General features: G+C 68.8%; 28 protein-coding genes and 4 tRNA genes. 7 read left to right on the top strand and 25 right to left on the bottom strand.

Features of this window, described 5'->3' with window-relative positions; genetic code table 11:
• From rpoB to ACWDR3_RS20400, 11 genes are all read right to left on the bottom strand, one after another.
• Window positions 1–3,169 (bottom strand): DNA-directed RNA polymerase subunit beta (rpoB, locus tag ACWDR3_RS20450; RefSeq protein ID WP_450353905.1); only part of this gene is annotated, 3,169 nt, incomplete at its 3' end.
• Between the two features lie 553 nt (window positions 3,170–3,722).
• Window positions 3,723–4,106 carry a 50S ribosomal protein L7/L12 gene (gene rplL / locus ACWDR3_RS20445; RefSeq protein ID WP_450353908.1) on the bottom strand — a complete coding sequence of 128 codons (384 nt, stop codon included), beginning with the start codon at window positions 4,104–4,106 and terminating at the stop codon, window positions 3,723–3,725.
• Window positions 4,107–4,229: 123 nt separating this feature from the next.
• A complete protein-coding gene (rplJ, locus tag ACWDR3_RS20440) occupies window positions 4,230–4,760 on the bottom strand; it encodes a 50S ribosomal protein L10 (RefSeq protein ID WP_450353904.1) in 531 nt (176 codons plus the stop codon).
• Between the two features lie 286 nt (window positions 4,761–5,046).
• Complete coding sequence (locus ACWDR3_RS20435; RefSeq protein WP_450353902.1) at window positions 5,047–5,880, bottom strand: LppX_LprAFG lipoprotein; 834 nt, start codon at window positions 5,878–5,880, stop codon at window positions 5,047–5,049.
• Window positions 5,877–6,818: a hypothetical protein gene (locus ACWDR3_RS20430; RefSeq protein ID WP_450353901.1), complete on the bottom strand. Its 942-nt coding sequence runs from the start codon at window positions 6,816–6,818 to the stop codon at window positions 5,877–5,879. Before ACWDR3_RS20430 ends, ACWDR3_RS20435 begins: the two co-directional genes overlap by 4 nt.
• 168 nt (window positions 6,819–6,986) lie before the next feature.
• Window positions 6,987–7,712, bottom strand: a complete 726-nt coding sequence (rplA, locus tag ACWDR3_RS20425; RefSeq protein WP_123998331.1) for a 50S ribosomal protein L1 — start codon at window positions 7,710–7,712, stop codon at window positions 6,987–6,989.
• Between the two features lie 82 nt (window positions 7,713–7,794).
• Window positions 7,795–8,229: a 50S ribosomal protein L11 gene (gene rplK, locus ACWDR3_RS20420; protein ID WP_030359033.1), complete on the bottom strand. Its 435-nt coding sequence runs from the start codon at window positions 8,227–8,229 to the stop codon at window positions 7,795–7,797.
• 120 nt (window positions 8,230–8,349) lie between these two features.
• Window positions 8,350–8,859, bottom strand: a complete 510-nt coding sequence (locus ACWDR3_RS20415) for a hypothetical protein (protein WP_450353900.1) — start codon at window positions 8,857–8,859, stop codon at window positions 8,350–8,352.
• A gap of 11 nt (window positions 8,860–8,870) precedes the next feature.
• The gene (gene nusG / locus ACWDR3_RS20410) at window positions 8,871–9,719 is read right to left on the bottom strand and encodes a transcription termination/antitermination protein NusG (RefSeq protein WP_450353899.1); all 849 of its coding nucleotides are present in this window, start codon (window positions 9,717–9,719) and stop codon (window positions 8,871–8,873) included.
• Between the two features lie 80 nt (window positions 9,720–9,799).
• A complete protein-coding gene (gene secE / locus ACWDR3_RS20405; protein WP_450353898.1) occupies window positions 9,800–10,084 on the bottom strand; it encodes a preprotein translocase subunit SecE in 285 nt (94 codons plus the stop codon).
• Between the two features lie 108 nt (window positions 10,085–10,192).
• Window positions 10,193–10,265 (bottom strand) — tRNA-Trp (locus ACWDR3_RS20400).
• Between the two features lie 282 nt (window positions 10,266–10,547).
• On the opposite strand from ACWDR3_RS20400, the gene ACWDR3_RS20395 reads away from it, so the two are divergent.
• Window positions 10,548–11,774, top strand: coding sequence for a pyridoxal phosphate-dependent aminotransferase (locus ACWDR3_RS20395; protein ID WP_123998335.1), 1,227 nt, complete (start codon window positions 10,548–10,550; stop codon window positions 11,772–11,774).
• 141 nt (window positions 11,775–11,915) lie between these two features.
• Window positions 11,916–12,953 carry an adenosine deaminase gene (locus ACWDR3_RS20390; protein ID WP_450353897.1) on the top strand — a complete coding sequence of 346 codons (1,038 nt, stop codon included), beginning with the start codon at window positions 11,916–11,918 and terminating at the stop codon, window positions 12,951–12,953.
• Window positions 12,954–12,975: 22 nt separating this feature from the next.
• Here ACWDR3_RS20390 and ACWDR3_RS20385 read toward each other — a convergent pair whose 3' ends face one another.
• The gene (locus ACWDR3_RS20385) at window positions 12,976–13,572 is read right to left on the bottom strand and encodes a TetR/AcrR family transcriptional regulator (RefSeq protein WP_450353896.1); all 597 of its coding nucleotides are present in this window, start codon (window positions 13,570–13,572) and stop codon (window positions 12,976–12,978) included.
• A gap of 130 nt (window positions 13,573–13,702) precedes the next feature.
• Between ACWDR3_RS20385 and ACWDR3_RS20380 the strand changes: the two genes are divergently transcribed.
• On the top strand, window positions 13,703–14,335 hold the full coding sequence (locus ACWDR3_RS20380; protein ID WP_450353895.1) for an NAD(P)-dependent oxidoreductase: 633 nt from the start codon (window positions 13,703–13,705) through the stop codon (window positions 14,333–14,335).
• Window positions 14,336–14,354: 19 nt separating this feature from the next.
• Here the strand turns inward: ACWDR3_RS20380 and ACWDR3_RS20375 are convergent, their stop codons facing one another.
• The 8 genes from ACWDR3_RS20375 to ACWDR3_RS20340 form a co-directional block, all read right to left on the bottom strand.
• Complete coding sequence (locus ACWDR3_RS20375) at window positions 14,355–15,410, bottom strand: UDP-N-acetylmuramate dehydrogenase (RefSeq protein ID WP_450353894.1); 1,056 nt, start codon at window positions 15,408–15,410, stop codon at window positions 14,355–14,357.
• 825 nt (window positions 15,411–16,235) lie between these two features.
• A complete protein-coding gene (locus ACWDR3_RS20370; protein ID WP_450353893.1) occupies window positions 16,236–17,678 on the bottom strand; it encodes an MFS transporter in 1,443 nt (480 codons plus the stop codon).
• 123 nt (window positions 17,679–17,801) lie between these two features.
• Window positions 17,802–18,389 (bottom strand): TetR/AcrR family transcriptional regulator, encoded by a 588-nt coding sequence (locus tag ACWDR3_RS20365; RefSeq protein ID WP_450353892.1) that lies wholly within the window; start codon window positions 18,387–18,389, stop codon window positions 17,802–17,804.
• A 158-nt stretch (window positions 18,390–18,547) separates the two neighbouring features.
• Window positions 18,548–18,976 (bottom strand): MaoC family dehydratase, encoded by a 429-nt coding sequence (locus ACWDR3_RS20360; RefSeq protein WP_450353891.1) that lies wholly within the window; start codon window positions 18,974–18,976, stop codon window positions 18,548–18,550.
• A gap of 2 nt (window positions 18,977–18,978) precedes the next feature.
• On the bottom strand, window positions 18,979–19,431 hold the full coding sequence (locus tag ACWDR3_RS20355; protein ID WP_450353890.1) for an FAS1-like dehydratase domain-containing protein: 453 nt from the start codon (window positions 19,429–19,431) through the stop codon (window positions 18,979–18,981).
• A gap of 102 nt (window positions 19,432–19,533) precedes the next feature.
• Window positions 19,534–19,698 carry a 50S ribosomal protein L33 gene (gene rpmG, locus ACWDR3_RS20350; protein WP_003948671.1) on the bottom strand — a complete coding sequence of 55 codons (165 nt, stop codon included), beginning with the start codon at window positions 19,696–19,698 and terminating at the stop codon, window positions 19,534–19,536.
• An 88-nt stretch (window positions 19,699–19,786) separates the two neighbouring features.
• Window positions 19,787–19,859 (bottom strand) — tRNA-Met (locus tag ACWDR3_RS20345).
• A 46-nt stretch (window positions 19,860–19,905) separates the two neighbouring features.
• Window positions 19,906–19,978, bottom strand: a tRNA-Thr gene (locus ACWDR3_RS20340).
• Window positions 19,979–20,239: 261 nt separating this feature from the next.
• On the opposite strand from ACWDR3_RS20340, the gene ACWDR3_RS20335 reads away from it, so the two are divergent.
• Together ACWDR3_RS20335 and ACWDR3_RS20330 are read left to right on the top strand one after the other, a co-directional pair.
• Complete coding sequence (locus ACWDR3_RS20335; protein ID WP_450353889.1) at window positions 20,240–21,535, top strand: amidohydrolase family protein; 1,296 nt, start codon at window positions 20,240–20,242, stop codon at window positions 21,533–21,535.
• Window positions 21,536–21,655: 120 nt separating this feature from the next.
• Complete coding sequence (locus ACWDR3_RS20330; RefSeq protein WP_450353888.1) at window positions 21,656–22,312, top strand: NAD(P)H-binding protein; 657 nt, start codon at window positions 21,656–21,658, stop codon at window positions 22,310–22,312.
• A 25-nt stretch (window positions 22,313–22,337) separates the two neighbouring features.
• Here the strand turns inward: ACWDR3_RS20330 and ACWDR3_RS20325 are convergent, their stop codons facing one another.
• From ACWDR3_RS20325 to ACWDR3_RS20315, 3 genes are all read right to left on the bottom strand, one after another.
• Complete coding sequence (locus ACWDR3_RS20325) at window positions 22,338–22,550, bottom strand: hypothetical protein (protein WP_450353887.1); 213 nt, start codon at window positions 22,548–22,550, stop codon at window positions 22,338–22,340.
• Window positions 22,551–22,661: 111 nt separating this feature from the next.
• Window positions 22,662–22,877: a hypothetical protein gene (locus ACWDR3_RS20320; RefSeq protein ID WP_450353886.1), complete on the bottom strand. Its 216-nt coding sequence runs from the start codon at window positions 22,875–22,877 to the stop codon at window positions 22,662–22,664.
• 462 nt (window positions 22,878–23,339) lie between these two features.
• Window positions 23,340–23,421: transfer RNA gene (locus ACWDR3_RS20315), tRNA-Tyr, on the bottom strand.
• A gap of 224 nt (window positions 23,422–23,645) precedes the next feature.
• Here ACWDR3_RS20315 and ACWDR3_RS20310 point away from each other — a divergent pair.
• On the top strand, window positions 23,646–24,134 hold the full coding sequence (locus tag ACWDR3_RS20310) for a YajQ family cyclic di-GMP-binding protein (protein ID WP_123998347.1): 489 nt from the start codon (window positions 23,646–23,648) through the stop codon (window positions 24,132–24,134).
• A gap of 100 nt (window positions 24,135–24,234) precedes the next feature.
• Here ACWDR3_RS20310 and ACWDR3_RS20305 read toward each other — a convergent pair whose 3' ends face one another.
• Entirely contained in the window at window positions 24,235–24,501 is a 267-nt protein-coding gene (locus tag ACWDR3_RS20305) for a GlsB/YeaQ/YmgE family stress response membrane protein (RefSeq protein ID WP_450353885.1), read from the bottom strand.
• 150 nt (window positions 24,502–24,651) lie between these two features.
• Between ACWDR3_RS20305 and ACWDR3_RS20300 the strand changes: the two genes are divergently transcribed.
• Window positions 24,652–25,935: an APC family permease gene (locus ACWDR3_RS20300; protein ID WP_450353884.1), complete on the top strand. Its 1,284-nt coding sequence runs from the start codon at window positions 24,652–24,654 to the stop codon at window positions 25,933–25,935.
• Window positions 25,936–26,006: 71 nt separating this feature from the next.
• Here the strand turns inward: ACWDR3_RS20300 and ACWDR3_RS20295 are convergent, their stop codons facing one another.
• The gene (locus ACWDR3_RS20295) at window positions 26,007–26,573 is read right to left on the bottom strand and encodes an SMI1/KNR4 family protein (RefSeq protein ID WP_450353883.1); all 567 of its coding nucleotides are present in this window, start codon (window positions 26,571–26,573) and stop codon (window positions 26,007–26,009) included.
• Between the last annotated feature and the right edge of the window lie 47 nt (window positions 26,574–26,620).

Genomic DNA, 26,620 nt, shown 5'->3' with positions numbered 1-26,620 from the left:
CGACGCCGTTGTCGATGATGTGCGCGTTCAGGGTGGGCAGGTAGAGGGTGGCGCAGGTCTTCATCGAGTACGGACCGGTCGAGCGGGCGTGCAGCTTGTCGTCGACCAGGTGGTGCAGCTTGAGGATGTACATGTAGCCGATGGAGATCGGCTTCGGGAACGGCTCGCCGGAGCGGCCGTCGAACAGGTTGGCCTTGCCGGAGGGCTGGACCAGCCGGTCGCCGTCGCGGTTGGGGATCGTGGCCTCGAAGAGACCCGAGATCTCGTCCTCGCGGGCACCGTCGAAGACCGGGGTCGCGACGTTGGTACCCGGCGCGACCTGGTCGGCGCCGATGACCTGGAGGCGCTGCGCCCAGTCGTCCGCGAGGCCGGAGACGTCCCAGCCGCGGCTGGCGAGCCAGCCGAGGTGGATCTCCAGGACCTGTCCCGGGTTCATTCGGGACGGGACACCCAGCGGGTTGAGGATGATGTCGACCGGGGTGCCGTCCTCCAGGAACGGCATGTCCTCGATCGGCAGGATCTTCGAGATGACGCCCTTGTTGCCGTGCCGGCCGGCCAGCTTGTCGCCGTCGGTGATCTTGCGCTTCTGCGCAACATACACCCGGACCAACTGGTTGACGCCGGGCGGCAGTTCGTCGCCCTCCTCGCGGTCGAAGACGCGGACGCCGATGACCTTGCCGATCTCGCCGTGCGGCACCTTCAGCGAGGTGTCGCGCACTTCGCGCGCCTTCTCACCGAAGATCGCGCGGAGCAGGCGCTCCTCGGGGGTCAGCTCGGTCTCGCCCTTGGGCGTGACCTTGCCGACGAGGATGTCACCGGCGACGACCTCGGCACCGATCCGGATGATGCCGCGCTCGTCGAGGTCGGCGAGGACCTCCTCGGAGACGTTCGGGATGTCCCGGGTGATCTCCTCGGGGCCGAGCTTGGTGTCACGGGCGTCGACCTCGTGCTCCTCGATGTGGATCGAGGAGAGGACGTCGTCCTGCACGAGGCGCTGCGACAGGATGATCGCGTCCTCGTAGTTGTGACCCTCCCACGGCATGAACGCCACGAGCAGGTTCTTGCCCAGCGCCATCTCGCCGTTCTCGGTGGCCGGACCGTCGGCCAGGACCTGGCCCTCGATGATCCGGTCGCCCTCGTTGACGATGACCTTCTGGTTGACCGAGGTGCCCTGGTTGGAGCGGGCGAACTTGGCCAGGCGGTACGTGATGTACGTGCCGTCGTCGTTGGCGGTGGTGATGTAGTCCGCGGAGACCTCCTGGACGACACCCGCCTTCTCGGCCTTGACCACGTCACCGGCGTCGACGGCGGAGCGGTACTCCATGCCGGTGCCGACGAGCGGGGCCTCGCTCTTGATGAGCGGAACGGCCTGACGCATCATGTTCGCGCCCATCAGGGCACGGTTGGCGTCGTCGTGCTCCAGGAACGGGATCATGGCGGTCGCGACCGACACCATCTGGCGCGGCGAGACGTCCATGTAGTCCACGTCGTCACCGGCGACGTAGTCGACCTCGCCGCCACGGCGGCGGACGAGGACCCGGGCCTCGGTGAACTGCATGTCGTCGTTGAGCGTGGCGTTGGCCTGCGCGATGACGAATCGGTCCTCTTCGTCGGCCGTCAGGTAGTCCACCTCGTCGGTGACCTGACCGTCGACGACCTTGCGGTACGGCGTCTCCACGAAACCGAACGCGTTGACGCGGCCGTAGGAGGCGAGCGAACCGATCAGACCGATGTTCGGGCCTTCAGGGGTCTCGATCGGGCACATGCGGCCGTAGTGCGAGGGGTGCACGTCACGGACCTCGAAGCCGGCCCGCTCACGGGAGAGACCACCCGGGCCAAGAGCCGACAGACGGCGCTTGTGGGTGAGACCCGACAGCGGGTTGTTCTGGTCCATGAACTGCGACAGCTGGCTGGTGCCGAAGAACTCCTTGATGGAGGCGACGACCGGCCGGATGTTGATCAGGGTCTGCGGCGTGATCGCCTCGACGTCCTGGGTCGTCATGCGCTCACGCACGACGCGCTCCATACGAGCCAGACCCGTGCGGACCTGGTTCTGGATGAGCTCGCCGACGCTGCGCAGACGACGGTTGCCGAAGTGGTCGATGTCGTCGGTCTCGACGACGATGGAGCCGCCGCTGTCACCGACCGTCTCGGTCTCACCGGCGTGCAGCTTCACCAGGTACTTGATCGTCGAGATGATGTCCTCGACGGTCAGGATGCCCGCGTCCAGCGGAGCGTCCGCACCCAGCTTCTTGTTGACCTTGTAGCGGCCGACCTTGGCCAGGTCGTAGCGCTTGGGGTTGAAGTAGAGGTTCTCGAGCAGCGTCTGCGCGGCCTCACGGGTCGGGGGCTCGCCCGGACGCAGCTTGCGGTAGATGTCGAGCAGCGCGTCGTCCTGCCCCTGGGTGTGGTCCTTCTCCAGGGTGGCGCGCATCGACTCGTACTCGCCGAACTCCTCCAGGATCTGCTCGGTGGTCCAGCCGAGAGCCTTCAGGAGAACGGTGACGGACTGCTTGCGCTTGCGGTCGATGCGGACACCGACCATGTCGCGCTTGTCGATCTCCATCTCCAGCCAGGCACCCCGGGACGGGATGATCTTGGCGGAGAAGATGTCCTTGTCGGACGTCTTGTCGATGGAGGAGTCGAAGTAGACACCCGGCGAGCGGACCAGCTGCGACACCACGACACGCTCGGTGCCGTTGATGACGAAGGTGCCCTTGTTCGTCATGAGCGGGAAGTCGCCCATGAAGACGGTCTGGGACTTGATCTCGCCGGTCTCGTTGTTCGTGAACTCGGCGGTGACGAAGAGCGGGGCCGCGTACGTGAAGTCGCGCTCCTTGCACTCGTCGATGCTGTTCTTCGGCGGCTCGAAACGGTGGTCACGGAAGGTCAGCGACATCGACCCGGAGAAGTCCTCGATCGGGGAGATCTCCTCGAAGATCTCCTCCAGACCGGACTTGGTGGGGACGTCCTGACCGGAATCCAGAGCCGCCTCGACTCGAGCCTTCCACGCGTCGTTGCCGAGCAGCCAGTCGAAGCTCTCGGTCTGCAGCGCAAGAAGGTTCGGAACCTCGAGGGGCTCCTTGATCTTTGCAAAAGAGATGCGCAGCGGGGCGGTGCTGGCAGCGTTGTTCGTATTCGCGGTCGAGGCAGTGCGCGAGGCGGCCAAGAGGGGGTCCTTCCGAGGGCTCGGACTCACTACGCGCTCCCCGGTCCCTCCCCGGCCACGGAGACAGAAACCCCAGTTCAAAGGAGGTTCGGTCATCGGTGCTCAGGTGAGGGCAGACCCCTGGTGACGGGCAGGGGACAGCTAACAGGCAGCGCAAAGGGTCAGTGTAGCCACTCGGCACACTGATGTCCAGTCCCCATTTTCTGAGACCCTCGTTGTCCTCAACGCCTGCGCCATGCCTGCCTTCAACGCACGTTGATACTGCCCTCTTCGTCGCCGATCCATGCCTCGGATTCGGACCGTTCTGGCGACGCGTCCTGAGAATTGCGCGCTCCGTGCGGTTCGTCAAGGCCCCTCTGCGCAAACCCGGTGCGCGGGAGACACGACGAAGATCACCATACCCGCCGCCACTGCGGGTGCAAGGCAACCGTGGCCCGCCTCCCCGGAACGCCGAAGAGCGACCACCCGGATGGATGATCGCTCTTCGGTGCTCTCGCGTTACAGCCCGATCGGGCCGCGTCCGCGCGCAGGGGTCCTGGGGACCCCGGAGGTGTTACTTGACCTCGACGGAGGCGCCGGCGGCCTTGAGGGACTCGGCAGCCTTCTCGGCGGCCTCCTTGGCGACCTTCTCGACGACGGGCTTCGGGGCGCCGTCCACGAGGTCCTTGGCCTCCTTCAGGCCCAGCGAGGTCAGCTCACGCACGACCTTGATGACCTGGATCTTCTTCTCGCCGGCGCCGGTGAGGATGACGTCGAACTCGTCCTGCTCGGCCTCGGCCTCGACCGGCGCACCGGCAGCGGCGGGACCGGCGACGGCGACCGCGGCGGCGGCGGTGACGTCGAACTTCTCCTCGAACGCCTTCACGAACTCGGAAAGCTGGATGAGGGTCATCGTCTCGAACTCGGCGAGCAGTTCGTCCTGGGTGAGAGCCACGATGGCTTCCCTTCACTAATTCGGCTGGTGCCGGGTGTGTACATGTCTGGCGGGCGTACGTTCGGCCCGCTACGACCGTTGCCTCGGGGCGCGAAGCCTCAGGCGGCGGTCATTTCGCGAGCCGAGTTACTCGGCACCGCCCTGCTCTTCTTGCTTGGCACGAAGGGCGTCCACGGTGCGGACGAGCTTCGACGGAAGCGCCTGGAAGAGCTGCGCAGCCTGAGACTGCTTGCCCTTGAAGGCACCCGCCAGCTTGGAGAGCAGAACCTCGCGGGACTCGAGGTCCGCGAGCTTCTTGATCTCGTCGGCGGACAGCGCCTTGCCGTCAAGGACACCGCCCTTGATGACGAGGTTCGGGTTGTCCTTGGCGAAGTCACGAAGACCCTTCGCCGACGTCACCGGGTCACCGGTGACGAAGGCGACCGCCGTCGGACCGTTGAACAGGTCGTCGAGCGTGGAGATCCCGGCCTCGTTGGCCGCAATCTTGGTCAGCGTGTTCTTCACCACGGCGTACTGGGCGTTCTCACCGAGCGAACGACGCAGCGTCTTGAGCTGCGCCACGGTGAGACCCCGGTACTCGGTCAGCACGGCGGCGTTCGAGCTGCGGAACTGCTCCGTCAGCTCGGCTACCGCGGCAGCCTTGTCGGGCCTTGCCATAGAGCGTCGGCCTCCTTCCGGGTGTTGGACCGCTCAGAAGGGGCTGAGGAATACGAAACGCCCCGGCGCAGGCGCACGGGGCGTGAACTCGACCGGTTTCACCCGCTGTTGAACAGCGAGCTCCGGGAGTACTTCCACAGTGTCACCTGCGCGGGTCGTCCGCAGTTCAGCGGATCCTTCGGCCACCGAACCCTCTTGCGAGAGCACGGCAACGACCAGCGGTCTTTGGCTTCTCCTGGAGAGTACGGGACCGCATCCCTGTCAAGCAAATCCGCTCCTACGGTGCTCAGCTCCGCGATTCCCCGGCGGGCCGCCGCAGGTCCACCGTGTCGTCGGCGGCCGGTGCCCGCACCGTCACCGGCTTGCCGAAGTCGAGCAGGGTGACGGTGACATCGAGCTCCCCGTGCCGGCCGAACCCCTGCGTGCGCAGCCGCCTGACGTGGTCGTCGCCGTCCACCCACACATCGAGGGTGAGCTCGTCGACGCCCAACTGCTTGTACTGCGCCAGGTCCGCCTTCGCCTTCCCGGTCACGGAGTCACGAAGGTGGTCGAGGGTCGCCGTCCCGGTGTAGTGCGCGGTGCGGGTGCCCGCGACGGTCTCGGTACCGGTCCGCCGTACGTCGTCGGCGGCCGCCAGGAACGCGGCGTCCCGGGCGGGGTTCTGCCCGACCTGGTCGCGCAGGCCACCGACGTCCATCTTCAGTCCGCCGCTCGCGGTGAACTTCGCGTCCGGGCCGAAGTCGGCCCAGTGCCTGCCGTGCGCCTGCTGGGCCACGCCGTTGTCGGTCGCCTTCTGGTACAACACCCCGCCGACCAGGCGCAGTTCGGCCTCGGTGCTGTTGCCGTCGGACCGGCTGGTGGTGACCATGCGGGCGCGCATCGGCTTCGACGCGACGGACGCCTCGGTCTCGACCTTTCCCTGCTTCGGTACCCGCCCGCTGATCCGGTAGTGCACGGACGGAACGCTCTCGGTGGCCCTGGCCGCCCGCGCGAGAGCCGCGGCGGCGGACGAGTCCGAGGACCCGCCCGCACCACCGGTCACGCCCGCGCAGCCCGCGCACAGCAGCACGGCGAGCCCCGCGAATCCGACCGCTCCGACCGCTCCGGTTACCGATCTCAAGAGCTGGTGCCCGAGCCGCTGGCGGTGTCGCCGCTGCCCGGTGTCATGCCCTGCTTCTTCAGCAGGTCCTTGAAGTCCTCGGTGTCGCTCGCCGCAGGCTCGCTGACCGACACCTTCGTGCCGTAGTCGCTGTAGTACGCGGTCTGCGTGTACTCGCCGGCCGTCATCTGGCCCTTCTCGACCTTCTTGACCAGCAGGTCCTTGCCGTCGACCCAGATGTCCACGGTCTCGGTGCTGACACCGGCCTGGGTGAGCTGCTTCTTCAGGCCCGCCAGCTGGCTCGCGGTGAGACTGGAGTTCTTGCGGGCCAGGTCGGCCACGTCCACCGTGCCCGAGTAGTGCGTGGTCTCCACCCCGCGCACCTTCTCGGTGCCGACCTTCTTGACGTCCCCGGAGGCCAGCAGGAGCTTCACCGACTGGTTCGGGGTCGTGTTCTGCATCTGGTCCTTGAGGTAGGCGCCGGAGCTGCCCCCGAGGTCCGCGAGGTCGTCGTAGCCGTACCGGATCCAGTGCTTGCCGCCGGCCTGCTGGGCGAACTGCTCGCCCATCTTCGCGTAGTAGGCGTCGGGCAGATAGCGGGCCTGCATCGACGTGGTGCCGAGCTGGCGCATGGTGTCGGCCATCGTGCCGCCGGTGTAGGTGATGACGAGGTTGCCGGTGAGACCGTCGGCCCAGCCGAGGGCGCCGTCGGCGGTCATCGACATCACGGAACCCATGGTCGTCGTCGACTCGACCTTCGCGGAGTCGGCGCCGTCGGTGGACTTCTCCGCGGTGCGCAGGGCGGCTATCGGGCTGAACCGGGCGCTGCCCTTGCCGGCCGCGTCGTCGTCCTTGGCGGTCCCGCCGCCGGAGTCCGAGGAACCGCAGGCGGCCACCCCGGACAGAGCGGTCCCCACCGCGATCGCCAGCGCCACGCGGCGCACGGTCGTGCTCTTCATTCGTCCCACCCCTAAGCGTTTGCTGTGTCCCGACGGTAACGCAGGGCACTGACAAGCCGTACGGAAATATCCGCACACACAAAGGACGGGCCCCGCACCCGTGAAGGTTGCGGAGCCCGTCGTGCTTTTGTCGCGTCCCTGACGCGGCTACCGGGGTGAGCGCTCGGCTCAGACGGCGGCCGGGTCCTCCTCGACGAGGAGGTTGCGGGTGCGGTTCGGGTCGACCGGAACGCCGGGGCCGATCGTGGTGCTGATCGCGGCCTTCTTGATGTAGCGACCCTTGGCGGCGGACGGCTTCAGACGGAGGATCTCCTCCAGCGCGGCGCCGTAGTTCTCCACCAGCTTGGTGTCGTCGAAGGACGCCTTGCCGATGATGAAGTGCAGGTTCGAGTGCTTGTCGACGCGGAACTCGATCTTGCCGCCCTTGATGTCGTTGACAGCCTTCACGACGTCCGGAGTGACCGTGCCGGTCTTGGGGTTCGGCATGAGGCCACGGGGGCCGAGCACGCGGCCGAGGCGGCCGACCTTGCCCATGAGGTCCGGGGTGGCGACGACGGCGTCGAAGTCCAGCCGCCCCTTCGCCACCTCGTCGATGAGTTCGTCGGAGCCGACGATGTCGGCGCCCGCGGCGGTCGCGGCCTCGGCACGGTCACCGGTCGCGAAGACCAGGACCCGGGCGGTCTTACCGGTGCCGTGCGGAAGGTTCACGGTGCCACGGACCATCTGGTCGGCCTTGCGCGGGTCGACACCCAGGCGGAAGGCGACCTCGACGGTGCCGTCGAACTTGGAGGTGGAGGTCTCCTTGGCGAGACGGACGGCCTCGAGCGGGGCGTAGAGCTTGTCCCGGTCGATCTTCTCGTCCGCAGCGCGGAGAGACTTGCTGCGCTTGCTCACTTCTTCTCCTGGTGAGTCTTAGGAGTCGTGGTCCGGACCGAGCAGGCCCTGCCACTTCTGCTGTTGAACGGGGGGTTGGGGCTCAGCCCTCGACCGTGATGCCCATGGAACGGGCGGTGCCGGCGATGATCTTCGACGCGGCGTCCAGGTCGTTGGCGTTGAGGTCGGGCATCTTCGTGGTGGCGATCTCGCGGACCTGCGCCTGAGTGATCTTGGCGACCTTGGTCTTGTGCGGCTCGCCGGAGCCCTTCTCCACACCCGCGGCCTTGAGGATCATCTTGGCGGCCGGCGGCGTCTTGGTGATGAAGGTGAAGGAACGGTCCTCGTAGACCGTGATCTCCACCGGGATCACCCAGCCACGCTGCGACTCGGTCGCGGCGTTGTACGCCTTGCAGAACTCCATGATGTTCACGCCGTGCTGACCCAGCGCGGGGCCGACCGGCGGAGCCGGGTTGGCCGCGCCGGCCTGGATCTGGAGCTTGATGAGCCCCGTGACCTTCTTCTTCTTGGGAGGCATGCTCTCTCCGGGTCCTTACTGAGAGTTGGTTACCAGCTGCATCAATTGGATGAATCATCCGGCAGATGGCATACCGCACCACGGTAGCCGATGACCTCCCCCGGCATGAAATCGTCGAGGTCAGGAAGGCTGCGCGGGGGCACGGTCCCGGCTCGCGACCACCAGCTGGACCAGGCCCGCGATCAGGAAGAGGGCGCTGAAGAACCCGATGAACGCGGTGATGGCGCCCACCTGACCGAGCCCGCCCTCCTCGGCCGCCACCGTCGGGTCCGAGGGCCGGTACCGGATGGTGATCGGTTCGCCCTCGCGGGAGACCTTGTTCTTCTTGGCGGCGGTGAGGGCCGGCAGATCGGCCTCCACCTTCTTCCCGTCGAGCTCGAACTCGGCCCAGCAGCGGTGCCGCCAGCAGTTGGCCGCGCCCTCGTTGTGGAAGACGCCGACCGCGCGGACCCCGTCCTTCTGCAGCGAGGAGACCTGCGCCCACTGGGTCACGCCCACATAGGCGGCGCAGGCCGCGATGACCGCCCCGATCAGCAGGAACACCCCGGCGAGCAGAAAACGACGAGAGCGCCCGAGCCGTGGGGCGACTGCCGCCTGGCTCAGGGCGCTCTCTCTGTCTGCGTCGGTCAACGGACCTGCGGTCAGTTCTTCTGGATCTGGTCGAAGGAGAGCTCGACCGGCGTCTCGCGGCCGAAGATCTCGACCAGGCCCTTGACCTTCTTCGAGTCCGGGTTGATCTCGTTGATCGTCGCCTGCAGCGTCGCGAACGGGCCGTCGGTGACGGTGACCGAGTCGCCGACCTCGAAGTCCAGCACCTGGACCTCGACCTTGCGCTGCGGAACCGGCTTGCCCTCGGCCTCGGCGGCCTCACGGGCGGCCTTCTCCTCGGCCTCCGGCGCGAGCATCTTGACGATCTCGTCCAGGGTCAGCGGGTACGGGTCGTAGGCGTTGCCCACGAAGCCGGTGACGCCGGGGGTGTTGCGGACGACGCCCCAGGACTCGTTCGTCAGGTCCATGCGGACCAGGACGTAGCCCGGGAGCTTGTTCTGCTTGATCGTCTTGCGCTCGCCGTTCTTGATCTGCGCGACCTCTTCCTGCGGCACCTCGGCCTGGAAGATGAAGTCCTCGACGTTCAGCGAGACGGCACGCTGTTCGAGGTTGGTCTTCACGCGGTTCTCGTAACCGGCGTAGGTGTGGATGACGTACCACTCGCCGGGCAGTGCGCGCAGCTCCTGGCGGAGGGCCTCGACCGGGTCCACCGGCTCGGGCTCCGCTTCGACGAGCTCGTCCTCGGCGTCCTCGTCGGACGCGTCCTCGGCACTCTCGTCCTCGTCCTCGACGTGCAGCGCGGCTTCCTCGGCGGGCTCGCCCGCCTCGGCCTCGGCAGCCTCGAACTCGTCCTGCTCGTCCGAGCCCTCGACGATGTCGAGCTCGTCATCGACCGACTCATCGGGCTCGACGGCGGCGTCGTTCAGGTTCGGGTCAGACACGATGGCTGCTTCTTCCTGGATACATAGGGGTGGAACATGCGAAAGGGGCGCCGGTTACCTCGGCGCCCTTCGCTCTAGACTCAGCCGAAGACGTACTTGGCGGCGTGGCTGAGCCCATAGTCAATCACGGTCACCAGGCCGATCATGATGACGACGAAGACAATGACCACTGTCGTGTACGTCGTCAGCTGATTCCGCGTGGGCCAGACGACCTTGCGCAGCTCCGCGATGACCTGACGGTAGAAGAGGCCAAGCCTCTTGAACGGACCCTTCTTGGCCCGCTTACCGCCCTTTCGGGACTTCTTCGTCTCCTGCGCCTCGTCCTGGGCACCAGGCGTGTCGATGGAGCCCACGGCGTCCGCCATTCGTCCTCACCTGTTCCCGGGTCGTGGCCGTGCCGCGCCCGGTCTGAGCCGCACGGCTGTGCACTACTGTACGTACATGCACACACATCCTGGCGAAGGTGTGTGTAGCAGGGCCGGAGGGACTTGAACCCCCAACCGCCGGTTTTGGAGACCGGTGCTCTACCAATTGAGCTACGACCCTTTGTGCGTCCCCCAACGTACCGCATCCGACCGGGTGCTCGGAGTGCACCTTCCACGGCGCGGCAGTTGATGGCCAACGAGGTGAGAGTGTACGTGGTCCGGGGCGCCCCGTCGAACAGAAAGCGCCCGTAGGGGCCTTGGCGGAGGAAGATCGTCGGAAAACCGACGGAAGATCACCAGGCCACCGCATGATTCCGGACGGGTGTTCAGTGGTCGACCGCTACATGTTCAGTCTGTGAAACCCGCGTGCCGGTGGCGTTTCCGGTCTGAAACGATGGGGCCCATGAGCCCTGCAACCCCTCCCACCGAGCGCCGGGTCTCCGCCCGAGTCGGCGCGATCTCCGAGTCCGCCACCCTCGCCGTCGACGCCAAGGCCAAGGCCCTCAAGGCCGCCGGGCGTCCGGTGATCGGCTTCGGCGCCGGCGAACCCGACTTCCCGACCCCGGACTACATCGTCGAGGCGGCCGTCGAGGCCTGCAAGAACCCGAAGTACCACCGCTACACGCCGGCCGGCGGTCTGCCCGAGCTGAAGGCCGCGATCGCCGCGAAGACGCTGCGCGACTCCGGCTACGAGGTCGAGGCGTCCCAGATCCTGGTGACCAACGGCGGCAAGCAGGCCATCTACGAGGCCTTCGCCGCGATCCTCGACCCGGGCGACGAGGTCATCGTCCCGGCGCCGTACTGGACGACGTACCCGGAGTCGATCCGGCTGGCCGGCGGTGTCCCGGTGGACGTCGTCGCGGACGAGACGACCGGCTACCGCGTGAGCGTGGAGCAGCTGGAGGCCGCGCGCACCGAGAACACGAAGGTCCTCCTCTTCGTCTCCCCCTCGAACCCGACCGGCGCGGTCTACACGCGCGCGCAGATCGAGGAGATCGGCCGCTGGGCCGCCGAGCACGGCCTGTGGGTCCTGACGGACGAGATCTACGAGCACCTCGTGTACGGCGACGCGGAGTTCCACTCGCTCCCGGTCGTCGTACCGGAGCTGGCCGACAAGACGATCGTGGTCAACGGTGTCGCCAAGACGTACGCGATGACCGGCTGGCGGGTCGGGTGGGTCATCGGCCCGAAGGACGTCGTCAAGGCCGCGACGAACCTGCAGTCGCACGCCACGTCGAACGTCTCCAACGTGGCCCAGGTCGCCGCGCTGGCCGCCGTCTCCGGTGATCTCTCCGCCGTGGAGAAGATGAAGGAGGCCTTCGACCGCCGCCGCAAGACGATCGTGCGGATGCTGAACGAGATCGACGGCGTGGTCTGCCCGGAGCCCGAGGGCGCCTTCTACGTGTACCCGTCGGTCAAGGCGCTGCTCGGCAAGGACATCCGCGGCAAGCGCCCGCAGGACTCGGTCGAGCTGGCCGCGCTCATCCTCGAAGAGGTCGAGGTCGCCGTCGTCCCGGGCGAGGCCTTCGGCACCCCCGGGTATCTGCGGCTGTCGTACGCCCTGGGTGACGAGGATCTCGTCGAGGGCGTCAGCCGGATCCAGAAGCTGCTGGCCGAGGCGCAGGACTGACGCTGGACTGACGTTTTCGCGCTCCACGCGCGCGTGACGGGCCGTCTCCCCGAGGGGAGGCGGCCCGTTTCTGCGTGCGAGCAAGACCACGTACGGGGAATCCGGTACCGGGACGGCGCCGGCGTGCGGCAGGATCCTCCAATGGAGCGTGTACGTGATGTCTCTGAGCTGCCGAAGGCCCATCTGCATCTGCACTTCACCGGGTCGATGCGGCCGGCGACCGTGCTGGAACTGGCCGACAAGTACGGCGTCCGCCTGCCCGACGCCCTGACCGAGGCGCTGACCAGCGGGGAACCGCCGAGACTGCGGGCGACGGACGAACGGGGCTGGTTCCGCTTCCAGCGCCTGTACGACGCGGCGCGGTCGTGTCTGCGGGAGCCGGACGACATCCGGCGGCTGGTGCGCGAGGCCGCCGAGGAGGACGTCAAGGACGGCTCGGGGTGGCTGGAGATCCAGGTCGACCCGACGTCGTACGCACCGCGTCTGGGCGGGCTGATCCCGGCGCTGGAGATCATCCTGGACGCGGTCGAGACGACGTCTCGCGAGACGGGCCTGGGGATGCGGGTGCTGGTCGCCGCGAACCGGATGAAGCACCCGCTGGACGCCCGCACGCTGGCGCGGCTCGCGGTGCGGTACGCCGACCGGGGTGTGGTCGGGTTCGGCCTCTCGAACGACGAACGCCGGGGCATGGCGCGGGACTTCGACCGGGCCTTCCACATCGCGCGGGAGGGCGGGCTGCTGTCCGCTCCGCACGGTGGTGAGCTGACGGGGCCGTCGTCGGTGCGGGACTGCCTCGACGACCTGCACGCCGACCGGCTCGGCCACGGCGTGCGCGCGGCGGAGGACCCGCGGCTCCTCAAGCGCCTCGCGGAGCGCGGCATCACCTGCGAGGTCTGCCCGGCCTCGAACGTCGCCCTGGGGGTCTACGAGAAGCCCGAGGACGTGCCGCTGCGCACGCTGTACGAGGCGGGGGTCCCGATGGCTCTGGGGGCGGACGACCCCTTGCTCTTCGGCTCGCGGCTGGCCGCTCAGTACGAGATCGCCCGGCGCTACCACGCCTTCACGGACGAGGAGTTGGCGGAGCTGGCTCGGCAGTCGCTGCGGGCCTCGGCGGCGCCGGTGGATGTGAAGGCGAAGCTGTTGGCGGGGGTCGACGACTGGCTGGGGCAGGGCGTGTAGCGGCGGCACGCGCGCGTAGGGGTCAGTCCTCGATCCCTGCGAGGAGAGTGCGGGCCAGCCGTGCGGCGAACTCGTCGACCGGGGGCCGTACGCCCTGCGCGGTCGCCTCGTACGCGAACGCGCGCTGGGCGCATGCGCCGAGGAGCAGCGACGCGGCGGCGAAGGTGTCGGCGTCGGGGCGGACGCGACCGGCGGCCTGTTCGGCACGCAGATAGGCGTCGAGGCCCTCGATGGGCCGGTGCGGACCCGCACCGATGTCTCTCATCGCGTCGTCGTGCCGGCGCTTGAGCTGGGTCTCCGCGTACAGCGAGGCGGCGATCGGGAAGCTCTGCTCGTAGAAGAGGGCGGCCTGGCGGGCGATCTCGGTGAGGTTCTCCGTCAGTGTGCCCCGGCCGGGCTCGGCGGCCAGGCTGCTCAGCAGGGGCGTCAGCTGCGGCAGCCGCTCCGTGAGGACGCGGATGAACAGGTCTTCCTTGCTGTCGAAGTACTTGTAGAGCGCGGCCTCGGAGCAGTCCGCCGCCTTGGCGATCTCCTTGGTGGTGGTACGGGCCAGCCCGACGGTGAGCATCAGTTCGTGAGCGGCGTCGAGGAGACGGACGCGGGCGGGCTTCTTCTCCATGGCACGGCCAATCGGGCTTGACGGGTGAGTGAGTGCTTACCCATTCTAGGGAGAGGCGTGGGTGAGTGAATACTCACCCACCACGTGAGCACCACCATGCGAGCACCATCACGCGAACACAGGAGGAGCCATGCACCTCACCGTCTTCGGTGCCACGGGAGGCATCGGCCAGGAGATCGTCCGACAGGCCCTGGATTCGGGGCACCGGGTCACCGCGGTGGTACGGGATCCAGCGCGGCTGGCGGTGACCGGTGAGCAGCTTGAGGTGTTCCGCTCGGAGCTGACCGACCCGGAAGAGGTACGGGCCGCCGTGGCCGGCCGGGACGCGGTCCTGTCCGGGCTGGGCGCGCGCAGCCGCAAGGAGGCGGGGGTCGCGGTCCGGCTCACGCGTACGGTGCTGGGCGCGATGGACGCGACGGGGGTACGGCGGCTCGTCGTGGTGAGCGCGGGTCCGGTGGGTCCGGCGCCCGTGCCGGAGGGGCCCGTGGACCGCACGGCACGGCGGATCGTCACGGCCCTTCTGAAGGATGTGTACGCCGATCTGGGCGCGATGGAAGCCGAGTTGGCCCGTAGCGCCACGGACTGGACTGTCGTGCGGCCGCCGCGGCTGCAGAACAAGCCGGTCACGGGGGTGTACCGGACGGTGGTCGGCGGTTTCCCTGCGAAGGGGCGGTTCATCGGGCGGGCGGATGTGGCGCACGCGATGTTGGCGATGATCGGGGATCCGGGGGCGGTGAAGCAGGGGGTGGGGGTGGCGTATTAAAAGGGGCGGGGGCGACCTCTTAAAGGGTCACGCCGACCGTCACCGGTTCGTTGACCAGCGTGATGCCGAAGGTCTCCCGGACGCCGGCGACTACCTCGCGGGCGAGGGTGAGCAGGTCCTCGGTGGTGGCGTCGCCTTGGTTGGTGAGGGCGAGGGTGTGCTTGGTGGAGATGCGGGCGGGGCCGGTGCCGTAGCCCTTGGTGAAGCCCGCCTTGTCGATCAGCCAGGCGGCGGAGGTCTTGGTGTGCCCCTCCCCTGCCGGGAAGGCGGGCGGTTCGGCGCTGTCTCCGAGGTGCTCACGCACGCGTGCGTGGAACGCTTCGAACTCCGTGTCGGTGAGGATCGGGTTCGTGAAGAAGGAACCGGCCGACCAGGTGTCGTGGTCCTCGGGGTCCAGGACCATGCCCTTGCCTGCGCGCAGCTTGAGGACGGTCTCGCGGGCGGCGGCGAGCGGGACGCGGTCGCCGGGCTCTACGCCCAGCGCACGGGCCGTCTCGGCGTACTTGATCGGCGCGGAGAGGCCGTCCGCGTCCTCCAGGTCGAAGCGGACGCGCAGGACGACGTAGCGCTCGGGGTCGGCCTTGAAGCGGCTGTGGCGGTAGGAGAAGGCGCAGTCGGCGGTCGCGAGGGTGACCGTCTCGCGCGCGTGCCGGTCGTAGGCGACGACCTCGGTGATCGTGGACGACACTTCTTGTCCGTACGCCCCCACGTTCTGAATCGGCGTCGCGCCCGCGGAACCCGGAATCCCGGCCAGACACTCGATCCCGGCGAGCCCGGCCTCGACAGTACGGGCGACGGCGTCGCTCCACACCTCACCGGCGGCGAGCTCCAGCCGGGTGCCGTCGAGCGTGAACCCCTTGGTGGCGACGACAAGAGCGGTCCCGGCGAACCCCTTGTCCCCGACGACGAGATTCGACCCTCCACCGATCACCAACAACGGCGTCCCGCTGTCATCGGCCTCCTGAACAGCGCCGATCACCTCGGCATCACTCGTAGCGGTGACCAGCCGATCAGCGGGCCCACCGAGCCGAAAGGTGGTCAACGGGCCGAGGGGAGCATCGTGAAGTACCTGCACGCGCCCAAGAGTACGAGACGGGACTGACAGGCTGGGTCGAGGCCGGAGACGAATGCCTGCGGCGCCTGCGCGGGAGCGGTGGGGGTACGCGTAGCGCCTGCGCGTGCGCTGTGGGTCGGGGCCGGGTCGGGGGGCATCCGTCCTCGGACCGGCGGTCCCGTACCCCGACAAAGTGCCCCCGATTGACGCCGGCCACTGCGGGCGGACACCCCCCGCCCCGTCCCCTTCGCGCGGATGGCGAGTGCAGACAGTCAACACATCCCCACACGCCACGGCTCCGCCCAGTCATACGACTGACGCGCCCCGCACCCGACACCCCCTCGTCCCCAACCTGCGGGCAGACGGGCGCGTACGCCGTCAGCACGCTCCCCGCGCCCCGCCAAGCGGCAGGCATTCGCGTCGCGGGCAGGCACAGCCACCGCCAACACGCCTTCTTCCCCCGCCCGCCCAAGCTGCGGGCAGACGTGCCACGCGGGCGCAGCCACCGCCAACACGCCCCTCCTCCCTCCATCCGCCCCCGCCCAAGCTGCGGGCAGACGTGCCACGGACGAGCGCGTACGCCGTCAACACGCCCCCCCCTCGCCTCCGCCAAGCTGCAGGCAGCCGCGTCGCGGACAGGCACAGCCACCGCCAACACGCCCCTCCGCATCCGCCCCGCCCCGCCCAAGCTGCGGGCAGTCGTGCCGCTGGGGCGGCACGGGTGGGCGCAGGCGGCGCCCCGTGAGCGCCGGGCTGCGCGACTCACCCGGCCTCAGCCCCGGCATGCGGCTACGACGAAACGGCCCCGCCTGTCCTGGCAGAGCCGTTTCGGTGTGGGTCGGGTCGTCAGCCGGGGATCGACTCCAGAGCCGGAGCCTGCTCCTCTGTCCGTGAAGACCCCCCAGCCTTCTCGGAGCGCCTCGTCGGAATGAGCAGGGCAGCAACTCCCGCGAGTGCCACAACCCCCGCCCCCGTCACCAGCGCCGGCTGCAAGCCATCGACGAACCTCTGACCGGACTCGTACCCACCCTGAGACGCGAAGATCGACGCCATAATGGCGATACCCAGCGCGCCACCCACCTCACGCAGCGCGTTGTTCGCCCCGGACGCAATCCCCTGCTCCTTGGGCAGAACGCTGGACATGACCAGGTTGGCCGCCGGAGCGAAGTACAGCGCCATACCGATGCCGCTGACGATCAAACCCGGCAACTGGACGCCGTACGAGACATCAGGGGTGACCACGGACGCCATCCAGCCGAGGCCGATGGCCTGGAGAAAGAGGCCCGTGGCGACGACGGGTCGGCCGCCGATGCGGTCGGAGAGGATGCCCGCGATGGGGGCCACGAGCATCGGCATGCCAGTCCAGGGCAGCATCCGCAGGCCCGCCTCGGTGGGCGAGTAGCCGAGAACACCCTGCATGTACTGGCTGAGCAGGAAGATCGACCCGAACATCCCGAGGAACATCAGCAGGCTCGCCGCATTGATGCCGGCGAAGGCACGCGAACGGAACAGCCGCATCGGGAGCATGGGGTTCTTGGCCCGGATGCTGTAGAGGACGAACCCGACGAGCAGCGCGGCCCCGGCGAACAGGCCGGTCAGGACCAGAGGGCTGCTCCAGCCGTCGGAGGGCCCGCGGACCAGCCCGTAGACGATCCCGAACAGACCGCCGCTGGCAAGCAGCGTGCCCGGTACGTCCAACGGCGCACCCGTGCCGAAGGACTCGGCGAGACGCAGGCGGGCCAGGGGCAGCAGGGCGATGCCGAGCGGGACGTTCAGCCAGAAGATCCAGTGCCAGGAGATGTGCTCGGTGAGGCTGCCGCCGATGAGGGGCCCTGAGGCGACCGCGAGGCCGTTGACCGCGCCCCAGATTCCGAACGCCATTCCGCGCTTGGCGGCCGGTACCGCCGCCGTCAGGAGGGTGAGAGTCAGGGGCATCATGATCGCCGCGCCTACGCCCTGGACCGCGCGGGCCGCGATCAGGGTGTCGATGCCGGTTGCCATGGCCGCTGCGGCGGACGCGACGGTGAAGACGCTGATGCCTACCAGGAACATCCGGCGGCGGCCGAACCGGTCGCCGAGCGCCGCACCGAACATCAGGAGCACGGCGAAGGTGAGCGTATAGGCGCTCACGGTCCATTCGAGGTCGCCCAGCGCGCCGCCGAGATCCTTGCGGATGGAGGGCAGGGCGGTGGTGACCACGAGGTTGTCGAGGGCCGCCATGAATCCGGCGACGCTGGTGATGACGAGGGCCCAGACGGTTCCCCCGCGACGTGCTGTCTGCTCTGACATCGCTCCCCCAGAGAGTGATCAGTCGCTTCGGTGGTGTGTCTGCTACCGCTTGATTAGTTATTGATTACTAACTTTTGCGAGCATGAAAAGGCGGTTGCGGCGCCTCTCCCGCGCTTGCCCGGACTATTCGTCCCGGGTGACCTGCCTGCCCGGATGGCTCCTGAGCCGCGCCTCCGGGCCAAAGCCCTCCCAGACGCGGTGATCGGCCGGAAAACCCATGGCCACCAGGCAGTTGATGAGCATCCCGTACGCCAGGAACGACGTCGTCTCGTCGACATCGGCGCCGAACGACACGCGCAGCGTGTCCCACAGCCGCGACCACCCCGCCCGCACCTCCTCGCCGAGTTCGAGATCGCCGGCCTGCTCGGCGGCCGCCACGGTGATGTACATCTGCATCTGCATCAGCAACCGCTCCGGCTGCTCCGCGATGACCTTGCGGTACGTCTCCCCCATGGCCTGCAGAGCCTCTTCGCCCTCCAGCCCCTCGGCGGCCTCCTCGAACGTGCGGATCGTGTCCTCCACGCACCGCTGGGCCGCCGCCAGGAAGATCGCCTTCTTGCCCGGGAAGAGCCGGAAGAGATACGGCTGCGAGACACCGACGCGCTTGGCGATCGCCTCGGTCGACGTGCCGTAGTACCCACCCCGTGCGAACTCTGCGGTCGCCGCACGGATGACGCTCTCGCGCCTCTCTTCTGCGCTCATCCTGACCATACGACGAAGTTAGTGCTCAATCACTAACTACGTCAAGTGGGTACGGAAGTGGAGGCTGTGGAGACGGAGGTGAAGGCTGAGGCATGTGTAAGAGGCGCCCCCAATGGAGTGCGCCCCTTACCGCTCGCCACGCGTGCGTGCCTCGGCCCAGTCAGATCTCAGCCGAGGCGTACGACCGCCCGGGACATGCCCAGCACCTTCTGGCCGGCGCTGGTCGCCGTGAGGTCCACGCGGACCGTGTTGTCGTCGAGCTTGGCGGCGACCTTGCCGCTGACCTCGATGACCGCGCCCTGGTCATCGTTCGGGACGACGACCGGCTTGGTGAAGCGGACGCCGTACTCGACGACCGCGCCCGGGTCTCCGGTCCAGTCTGTGACCACGCGGATCGCCTCGGCCATGGTGAACATGCCGTGCGCGATCACGTCGGGCAGCCCGACCTCCTTGGCGAACTTCTCGTTCCAGTGGATCGGGTTGAAGTCCCCGGACGCGCCCGCGTACTGAACGAGCGTGGCACGGGTCACGGGGAAGGTCTGGGCGGGCAGCTCGGTGCCGACCTCGACGTCGTCGTAGGCGATCTTCGCGGTCATCCTCACGCCTCCTCTGCCGCGCGGGAGACCAGCTTGGTGAGGGCGGTCACGACGTGCTCGCCCGCCTCGTCGTGGACCTCGCCGCGGATGTCCAGGATGTCGTTGCCGGCCATGGACTTGATGGCCTCGATGGTCGAGGTGACGGTGAGCCGGTCACCGGCCCGCACGGGGCGGACGTAGACGAACTTCTGGTCGCCGTGCACGACCCGGCTGTAGTCCAGGCCGAGCTGGGGGTCCTCGATGACCTGTCCCGCGGCCTTGAAGGTGATCGCGAACACGAAGGTCGGCGGGGCGATCACATCGGGGTGACCGAGCGCCTTGGCGGCCTCCGGGTCCGTGTACGCCGGGTTGGCGTCTCCCACCGCGACCGCGAACTCACGGATCTTCTCCCGGCCCACCTCGTACGGGTCGGTGGGCGGATAGGTCCGCCCCACGAAGGACTGGTCGAGCGCCATGGCTCGGCACCTCCTGTTGTCTGAACCGGTCGGTAACCGGGGCCGATAACGACACGAGGCCGCCCCCCGAACTGCGGGGGCGGCCTCGTGTACGAGCCTGATTTATCGCGTTTCGCGGTGCGCGGTGTGCGCGTTGCAACGCGGGCAGTGCTTCTTCATCTCCAGTCGGTCCGGGTTGTTACGCCGGTTCTTCTTGGTGATGTAGTTCCGCTCCTTGCACTCCACGCAGGCCAGCGTGATCTTCGGGCGGACGTCGGTGGCAGCCACAGGAGTGCTCCTTGACGAACGGATGGGACGATTAACGCATAGAAGAGTAGCCGATCGAAGGACCGACCCCGCAATCGGCTACTGTCAGTAGCGGTGACCGGACTTGAACCGGTGACACAGCGATTATGAGCCGCTTGCTCTACCGACTGAGCTACACCGCTGTGATGCGATCGGTTCCCGCCAGCTGACGGGAACTTCCCACACCAGAGCCCCAATACGGAATCGAACCGTAGACCTTCTCCTTACCATGGAGACGCTCTACCGACTGAGCTATTGGGGCGAGCGATGAAGACATTACACGCTCGGCAGCCGTTCACCCAAATCCGTTTCGTGGCCCCCATACAGGCCCATCCGGCCGCTCCCCCAGCGGCCTCCTGAGCCCCTCGGGACCGTCGGACCACACCGGTACGACTATTGCGCTCCTCCCCGACACGGGCGGATCACCGCCCTAGGCTCGACTCACTCTGCGTGATCTTGGCTCCCTCATGAGCACCCGGTCCGCAGTGCCCGAGTCCGCGCAGCCCCGAGCCCCTGGAGCGCGATGCCCGACAGCCAGCCGCAGCCGCCCCACTCGTCCTCCTCCTCCTCTTCGTCCTCCGGTTCCTCGGGTCCCTCGGGCTCGCCGGGACAGGGCGACTCGGCCTCCCTGCTGCTGTGCGGGGCGCGGCTGACCGACGGCCGCACGGTGGACGTACGGCTGGGCGGCGGACGTATCGAGGCGGTCGGTACGGCCGGCAGCCTGGCGACGGACGCCGCTCGGGGCTGCGGCGCGCGCGTGGACCTCACCGGCTATCTGCTGCTGCCGGCCCCGGCCGAACCGCACACCCATGGCGACACCGCGCTGTCGGCCGACGGCGACGGGCCCGCCTCCGCCGCCCCCGAGGACGTCCAACGCCGGGCGACCGAGGCCGCGTTGCTGCAACTCGGGCACGGGGCGACCGCAGTACGGGCGCACGTGCGCGTGGGTGACGTCCAGGGGCTCGGCGCGCTGGCCGCGGTGCTGCAGGCGCGGCGTTCGCTGCGTGGCCTGACGGAACTGACGGCGGTCGCCATGCCGCGGCTGCTGACCGGTGTGGCCGGCGCGGACGGGCTCGCGATGCTCCGGGACGCGCTGAAGATGGGCGCCTCCGTGGTGGGCGGCTGTCCCGACCTGGACCCCGACCCGACGGGGTACGTGGAGGCGGTCCTCGAAGTCGCCTCCGAGCACGGCTGCCCGGTCGACCTGCACACCGACGCCGCCGACCCGGCGCGCCTCGCCCGCCTCGCCGCGATGTCCGGCGGACTGCGCACGGGCGTGACCCTCGGTCCGTGCGGCGGCCTGGACCGCCTGCCCGCCGACGCGGCCCCGCGCATCGCCGACGGGCTCGCCACGGCCGGCGTGACCGTGGTGTGCCTGCCCCAGGGCGGCTGCGCCGCCGTCGACCGCCGCGACACGGCTCCGGTACGGCTGCTGCGCTCGGCCGGCGTACGCGTCGCCGCGGGCAGCGGCGCCCTGCGCGACCTGTCGAATCCGGTGGGCCGCGGGGACCCCCTGGAAGCGGCCTACCTCCTGGCCTCCCGCTACGGCCTGCGCCCCGAGGACGCCTACGACACCGTCAGCTCCGCAGCCCGCGCCGCCCTCGGCCTGCCCGAGGTCCGCGTCGAGGCCGGCTTCCCCGCCGAACTCCTCGCGGTCCGCGGCGACCGACTCGCGGGCGCCCTCTCCCTGGCGTACAGCCGCATCGTCGTACACCGGGGGCGCGTGGTGGCACGCACGAGCGCGGTACGGGAGTACTGCAACTCGGCGGCGGCAGCGGAACTGGGGTTGCCTCGACAGGGGCGGGGCGAGGTGTCGTGACGGGGGCGGCCGGCGCACGCCTCCGGCGCGCGAGCCGCCCGTATCTGCTCCCGTGTGCGCCTCTGAGGCATGGCTGAAGTCGTGCGGCGGATGCGGTCGTCCGGGCGTACGGTCGAAGGCATGCGCATTGTCATCGCTGGTGGTCATGGTCAGATCGCGTTGCGGCTGGAGCGCCTGCTCACCGCGCGCGGAGATGAGGTCGCGGGGATCATCCGTCACCCCGAACAGGGCGACGACCTGCGGGAGGCCGGTGCCGAACCGGTGCTCCTGGACCTGGAGTCGGCCTCGGTGGAGGAGGTCGCGGAGAAACTGCGGGGCGCCGACGCGGCGGTCTTCGCGGCGGGCGCGGGCCCGGGCAGCGACGCGGCCCGCAAGGACACGGTGGACAAGGGCGCGGCGGTCCTGTTCGCGGACGCGGCGGTCAAGGCGGGCGTACGACGACACGTGGTCGTCTCGTCGATGGGCGCCGATCCCGCGCATCAAGGGGACGGCATCTTCGACGTGTACCTGCGCGCGAAGGGCGAGGCGGACGCGTACGTGCGGGGCCTGAACGCGCTGGACGCGACGATCCTGCGCCCCGGGGCACTCACGAACGACGCCGGCACGGGTCTCGTCCGCCTGGAGGCCCGGACGGGCCGCGGCTCGGTACCGCGCGACGACGTGGCCGCCGTACTGGCGGAGTTGGTCGACAGCGTCGCGACGGCCGGCCTGATTCTGGAGCTGGTCGGCGGTTCGACACCGGTGTCGGTTGCGGTCAAGTCGGTGGCGGGGAACTAAGACGGCTGGCGGCCCGTTGGAACGGTCAGAAGAGCGGGAGCTGCCCGGGAAAGTCAGGGACCGCGTAGCCGTCCAACGCCGGCTGCGCAGCACCGAGTTGCGCCTGCCGACGCGAACCGGGACACGACACCAACTCCCCCACCTCACGCGCACCGGGCGGATCATGCCGCGCGAACCGTCCGGCGACCACAGCGATCTCGCGCCGACATTCGGGACAGCGTCTACGGGGAGTGGACATGCTGTCAGTGTGCCCCGAGCGACTGGGCGTTGCGCGTGCGCACGGCCGAGGCGGGGTGGACGTCAGCCGGGCCGGGCGCAAACCGTCCGCGGGAGTCGACCCAGGTACTGATCAGCCGACCTTCTGCCACGTCTTGCATCCTGTGGTCGTGAACGCCTTGTCGGTGGACGCGATGGTCACGGTCGTCTGCCCCTCAGTGCTCCCGTTGGCGATGATGTCCTTGAATTCGCCGGAGGTGCTGCTGAGTCGAGCCCAATAGCAGCTGGTGATCAGACCGCCCTGCGGCCCGTCCGTGCGATAGGTACCGGGCTTGATCTCCTCGCTCACCACGTACGTGCCATCACCGGGAATCTCCCCGGAACGCGGACGCCTGGTGTTGCCGGGATCGTTGGCAGCCGAAGCCCGTGTCGCCGTGGAGGTTGCTGTCACGGTTACCGTCGCTTCCCCCGGACCACCTGCCGAGTCGCCCGCTCCCGCGTAGCCGGCTACGGCTCCAACTGCGAACGCCAGCACAGCGACCCCCGTATGCGTCAGGACCCCTCTGCCCAACCGCGACCGTCTCGGTGGAGGAGAGGTGTCGCCGGACCCGTCGCCCCTCCCCAGGGGGCCTTCCGGAGGCCCTGATGGCTCGCCGGCTTTCATGACTTCAGCGTGCGCCCAGCCGTCAGCGGCCGCATCTCGTCCACGTCCGCGAACCCATTCGGGACGAGGACGAGGAGTGTGGGTGGATCACGCAAAGACCCCCTCCGTCCTGCTCTTACGCAGGTCAGAGGGGGTCTTTTTCCCGTGTGGCGGCGCCAGGATTCGAACCTGGGAAGGCTGAGCCGGCAGATTTACAGTCTGCTCCCTTTGGCCGCTCGGGCACACCGCCGGGGGTTGCTGCCGTTCGAACCGCTTTTCGGCGGCGCTCGCTGGCAACGACGTAAACAATACCCGATACGGAGGGGTGCTTCGCCACCCGATTGATCTGCGCTCGGGGGACATGGGGTGGCTAGGCTTGTGCGGATGCGGCCCGGGTCGATGCCGGGCTCGGCAGCCTCCCCCGCGTCTGCCGATACGCACTGACACGCACCCCGATACAAGGAGCCACAGGACATGGCCGACTCCAGTTTCGACATCGTCTCGAAGGTCGAGCGGCAGGAGGTCGACAACGCCCTCAACCAGACCGCCAAGGAGATCTCGCAGCGCTACGACTTCAAGGGTGTGGGTGCCTCGATCTCGTGGTCCGGCGACAAGATCCTGATGGAGGCGAACTCCGAGGACCGGGTCAAGGCCATCCTCGACGTCTTCCAGTCCAAGCTGATCAAGCGTGGCATCTCGCTGAAGTCCCTGGACGCGGGTGAGCCCCAACTCTCGGGCAAGGAGTACAAGATCTTCGCGTCGATCGAGGAGGGCATCTCCCAGGACAACGCGAAGAAGGTGGCGAAGATCATTCGCGACGAGGGCCCCAAGGGCATCAAGGCCCAGGTGCAGGGCGACGAACTGCGCGTCAGCTCCAAGAGCCGTGACGACCTGCAGACCGTGATCGCCCTGCTGAAGGGCAAGGACTTCGACTTCGCCGTGCAGTTCGTGAACTACCGGTAGATGGCTGCCCGGCTGCTCGGCCGTTGTACGAGGAAGGGTGGGCACCGTCGGTGCCCACCCTTCTCGCCTGCTGGCCGCAGTCCAGGGGTGTGCGGTGTACTCAGTCGCGCGAGTTGCCGAACAGCAGACGGAAGGCGATCAGCAGGACCAGCGAGCCGCCGATCGCCGCGGTCCATGTCGCGCCGTCGTAGAAGTCCTTGGAGATCGGGTGGTCCAGCCAACGGGCCGATATCCAGCCACCGATGAACGCGCCCGCGATCCCGATCAGCGTCGTGCCGATGAAACCGCCCGGGTCGCGGCCCGGCAGCAGGAACTTGGCGATGGCTCCGGCCAACAGCCCCAGAATGATCCAGCTGATGATGGTCATGCCGTGAACCTGCCCTTCCGCGCTGTGCCCGCACTGTCCGGGCACTGTGATTTCGGGCGCGTTTGGTCGTACTTGGTGCTCATGCTCTGTTGATGGATGGGACGTCTTGACGGCGCTTCTCGGTTGCAACTGATCGGTATGGTTTCGGCCATGACACCGCCCGGTTCGGATCCGTCCGGTTCGAGTCCGCCCAGTTCTCATTCGCCCGAGCTGCGGCGCACCTTGGGGGTCGGGGACGCCGTGGTCATCGGCCTCGGTTCGATGGTCGGGGCCGGCATCTTCGCCGCCCTCGGGCCCGCGGCACGCGCCGCCGGTTCCGGGCTGTTGCCCGGCCTCGCGGTCGCCGCCGTCGTCGCGTACTGCAACGCCACGTCGTCGGCTCGGCTGGCCGCCCTGTATCCGGCATCGGGCGGCACGTACGTGTACGGACGCGAGCGGCTCGGGGCGTTCTGGGGCTATCTCGCGGGCTGGTCGTTCGTGGTCGGGAAGACGGCCTCCTGCGCGGCGATGGCGATCACGGTCGGGGCGTACGTCTGGCCGGGGCAGGCGCATGCCGTGGCGGTCGCGGCCGTGGTGGCGCTGACCGCGGTGAACTACGGCGGTGTCCAGAAGTCCGCCTGGCTGACCCGGGCAATCGTGGCGGTCGTCCTCGCTGTCCTCGCTTCCGTGGTGGTCGTGTGTCTGGGGTCCGGCGCGTCCGACACGGGGCGCCTGGACATCGGGGTCTCGGGTGGCGTGGGCGGGGTGTTGCAGGCGGGCGGGCTGCTGTTCTTCGCGTTCGCCGGGTACGCGCGCATCGCGACCCTCGGTGAGGAGGTGCGGGATCCGGCGCGCACCATCCCACGCGCGATCCCGCTGGCCCTGGGCATCGCGCTGGCGGTCTACGTGTGTGTCTCGGTGGCCGTCCTTTCCGTGCTGGGGGCTGACGATCTCGGTCTGGCGGCCGCTCCGCTGGCCGACGCGGTGCGGGCCGCCGGCATGCCGGGGCTGGTGCCCGTGGTGCGGGTGGGTGCCGCGGTGGCCGCACTGGGGTCGTTGCTCGCGCTGATTCTGGGCGTCTCACGGACGACACTGGCCATGGCCCGGGACCGGCATCTGCCGAGCGCGCTGGCGGCGGTGCACCCGCGCTTTCAGGTCCCGCACCGGGCCGAGCTGGCCGTGGGCGCGGTGGTCGCCGTCCTGGCCGCCACAGTGGACGTGCGAGGCGCGATCGGGTTCTCCTCCTTCGGTGTGCTGGCCTACTACGCCGTCGCCAACGCCTCGGCCTGGACGCTCGATTCGGCTCCGGCGGCCCGTGCGCTGCCGGCTCTGGGGCTTGTCGGGTGTGTGGTCCTGGCCTTCTCGCTGCCGGGGGTGTCGGTGGTCGTGGGCGCGGGTGTGCTGGTCGTGGGGGTGCTGGCGTACGGCGTGCGGCGGCGGTTGGCCTCGCAATAACGGTCGGAGGTGAGGGCCGGGAGCCTGCCGATCAGGGCGCCCGTGCAGTCGGCGGACGTTCGCGCTACCGGTCAGGACGCCCGCTCGGCCGTCGTACGTATGCGGAAGTCGGCCCAAGGAGCCATCTCCAGCTCCTCGTTCATCTCCTCGTACCAGCCGGTCCCGTCGACCCAGGCGCGCAGCCAGTCCGTGAGCTCGGGGGCGTCGATGAACCAGGCGTGGTCGGCCTCGGCGGCGTTCGGCTCGAAGAAGAGGACCGTGGCCTGTGGTGTGTGGCAGTCCACGCAGGCGTACATCGCGCAGCCCCAGTGGGATATCGGCAGGACGCCCTCGGGCCAGGGCCACTCCGGGTCCTTGCGGCCGTCCTTGCGGTTGGCGAGGTACTGCACGACGGCGGCGGGCTCGCCGGCGGGCGGGCTGTCGAGCAGGGGCAACAGGCCGTACTCCGGGCCGAATCCGCCGTCCCCTATCCGCAGGTAGAGGTCGGCGAGCAGCGGCGGCAGCGAGAAACCGAGCGTGGCCTCGGCGCGGGCCAGGGTGGCGGCGTCGACGGGCTCGGGGAGGGAAGTCCAGCCCCACGGATGGGTGTTGCGCGCCTTGGCGGCCACCCGTGCCAGCAACTGCTCGTTCTCGGTCATGGGTTCATGATGCAAGGCGGCACTGACAATCGAACCGGCCTGTGGAC

It is taken from the genome of Streptomyces sp. NPDC001002, assembly GCF_053599215.1.
Note: the sequence above shows the minus strand (reverse complement) of the source record. Positions and strands in the feature narration are given on the sequence as shown.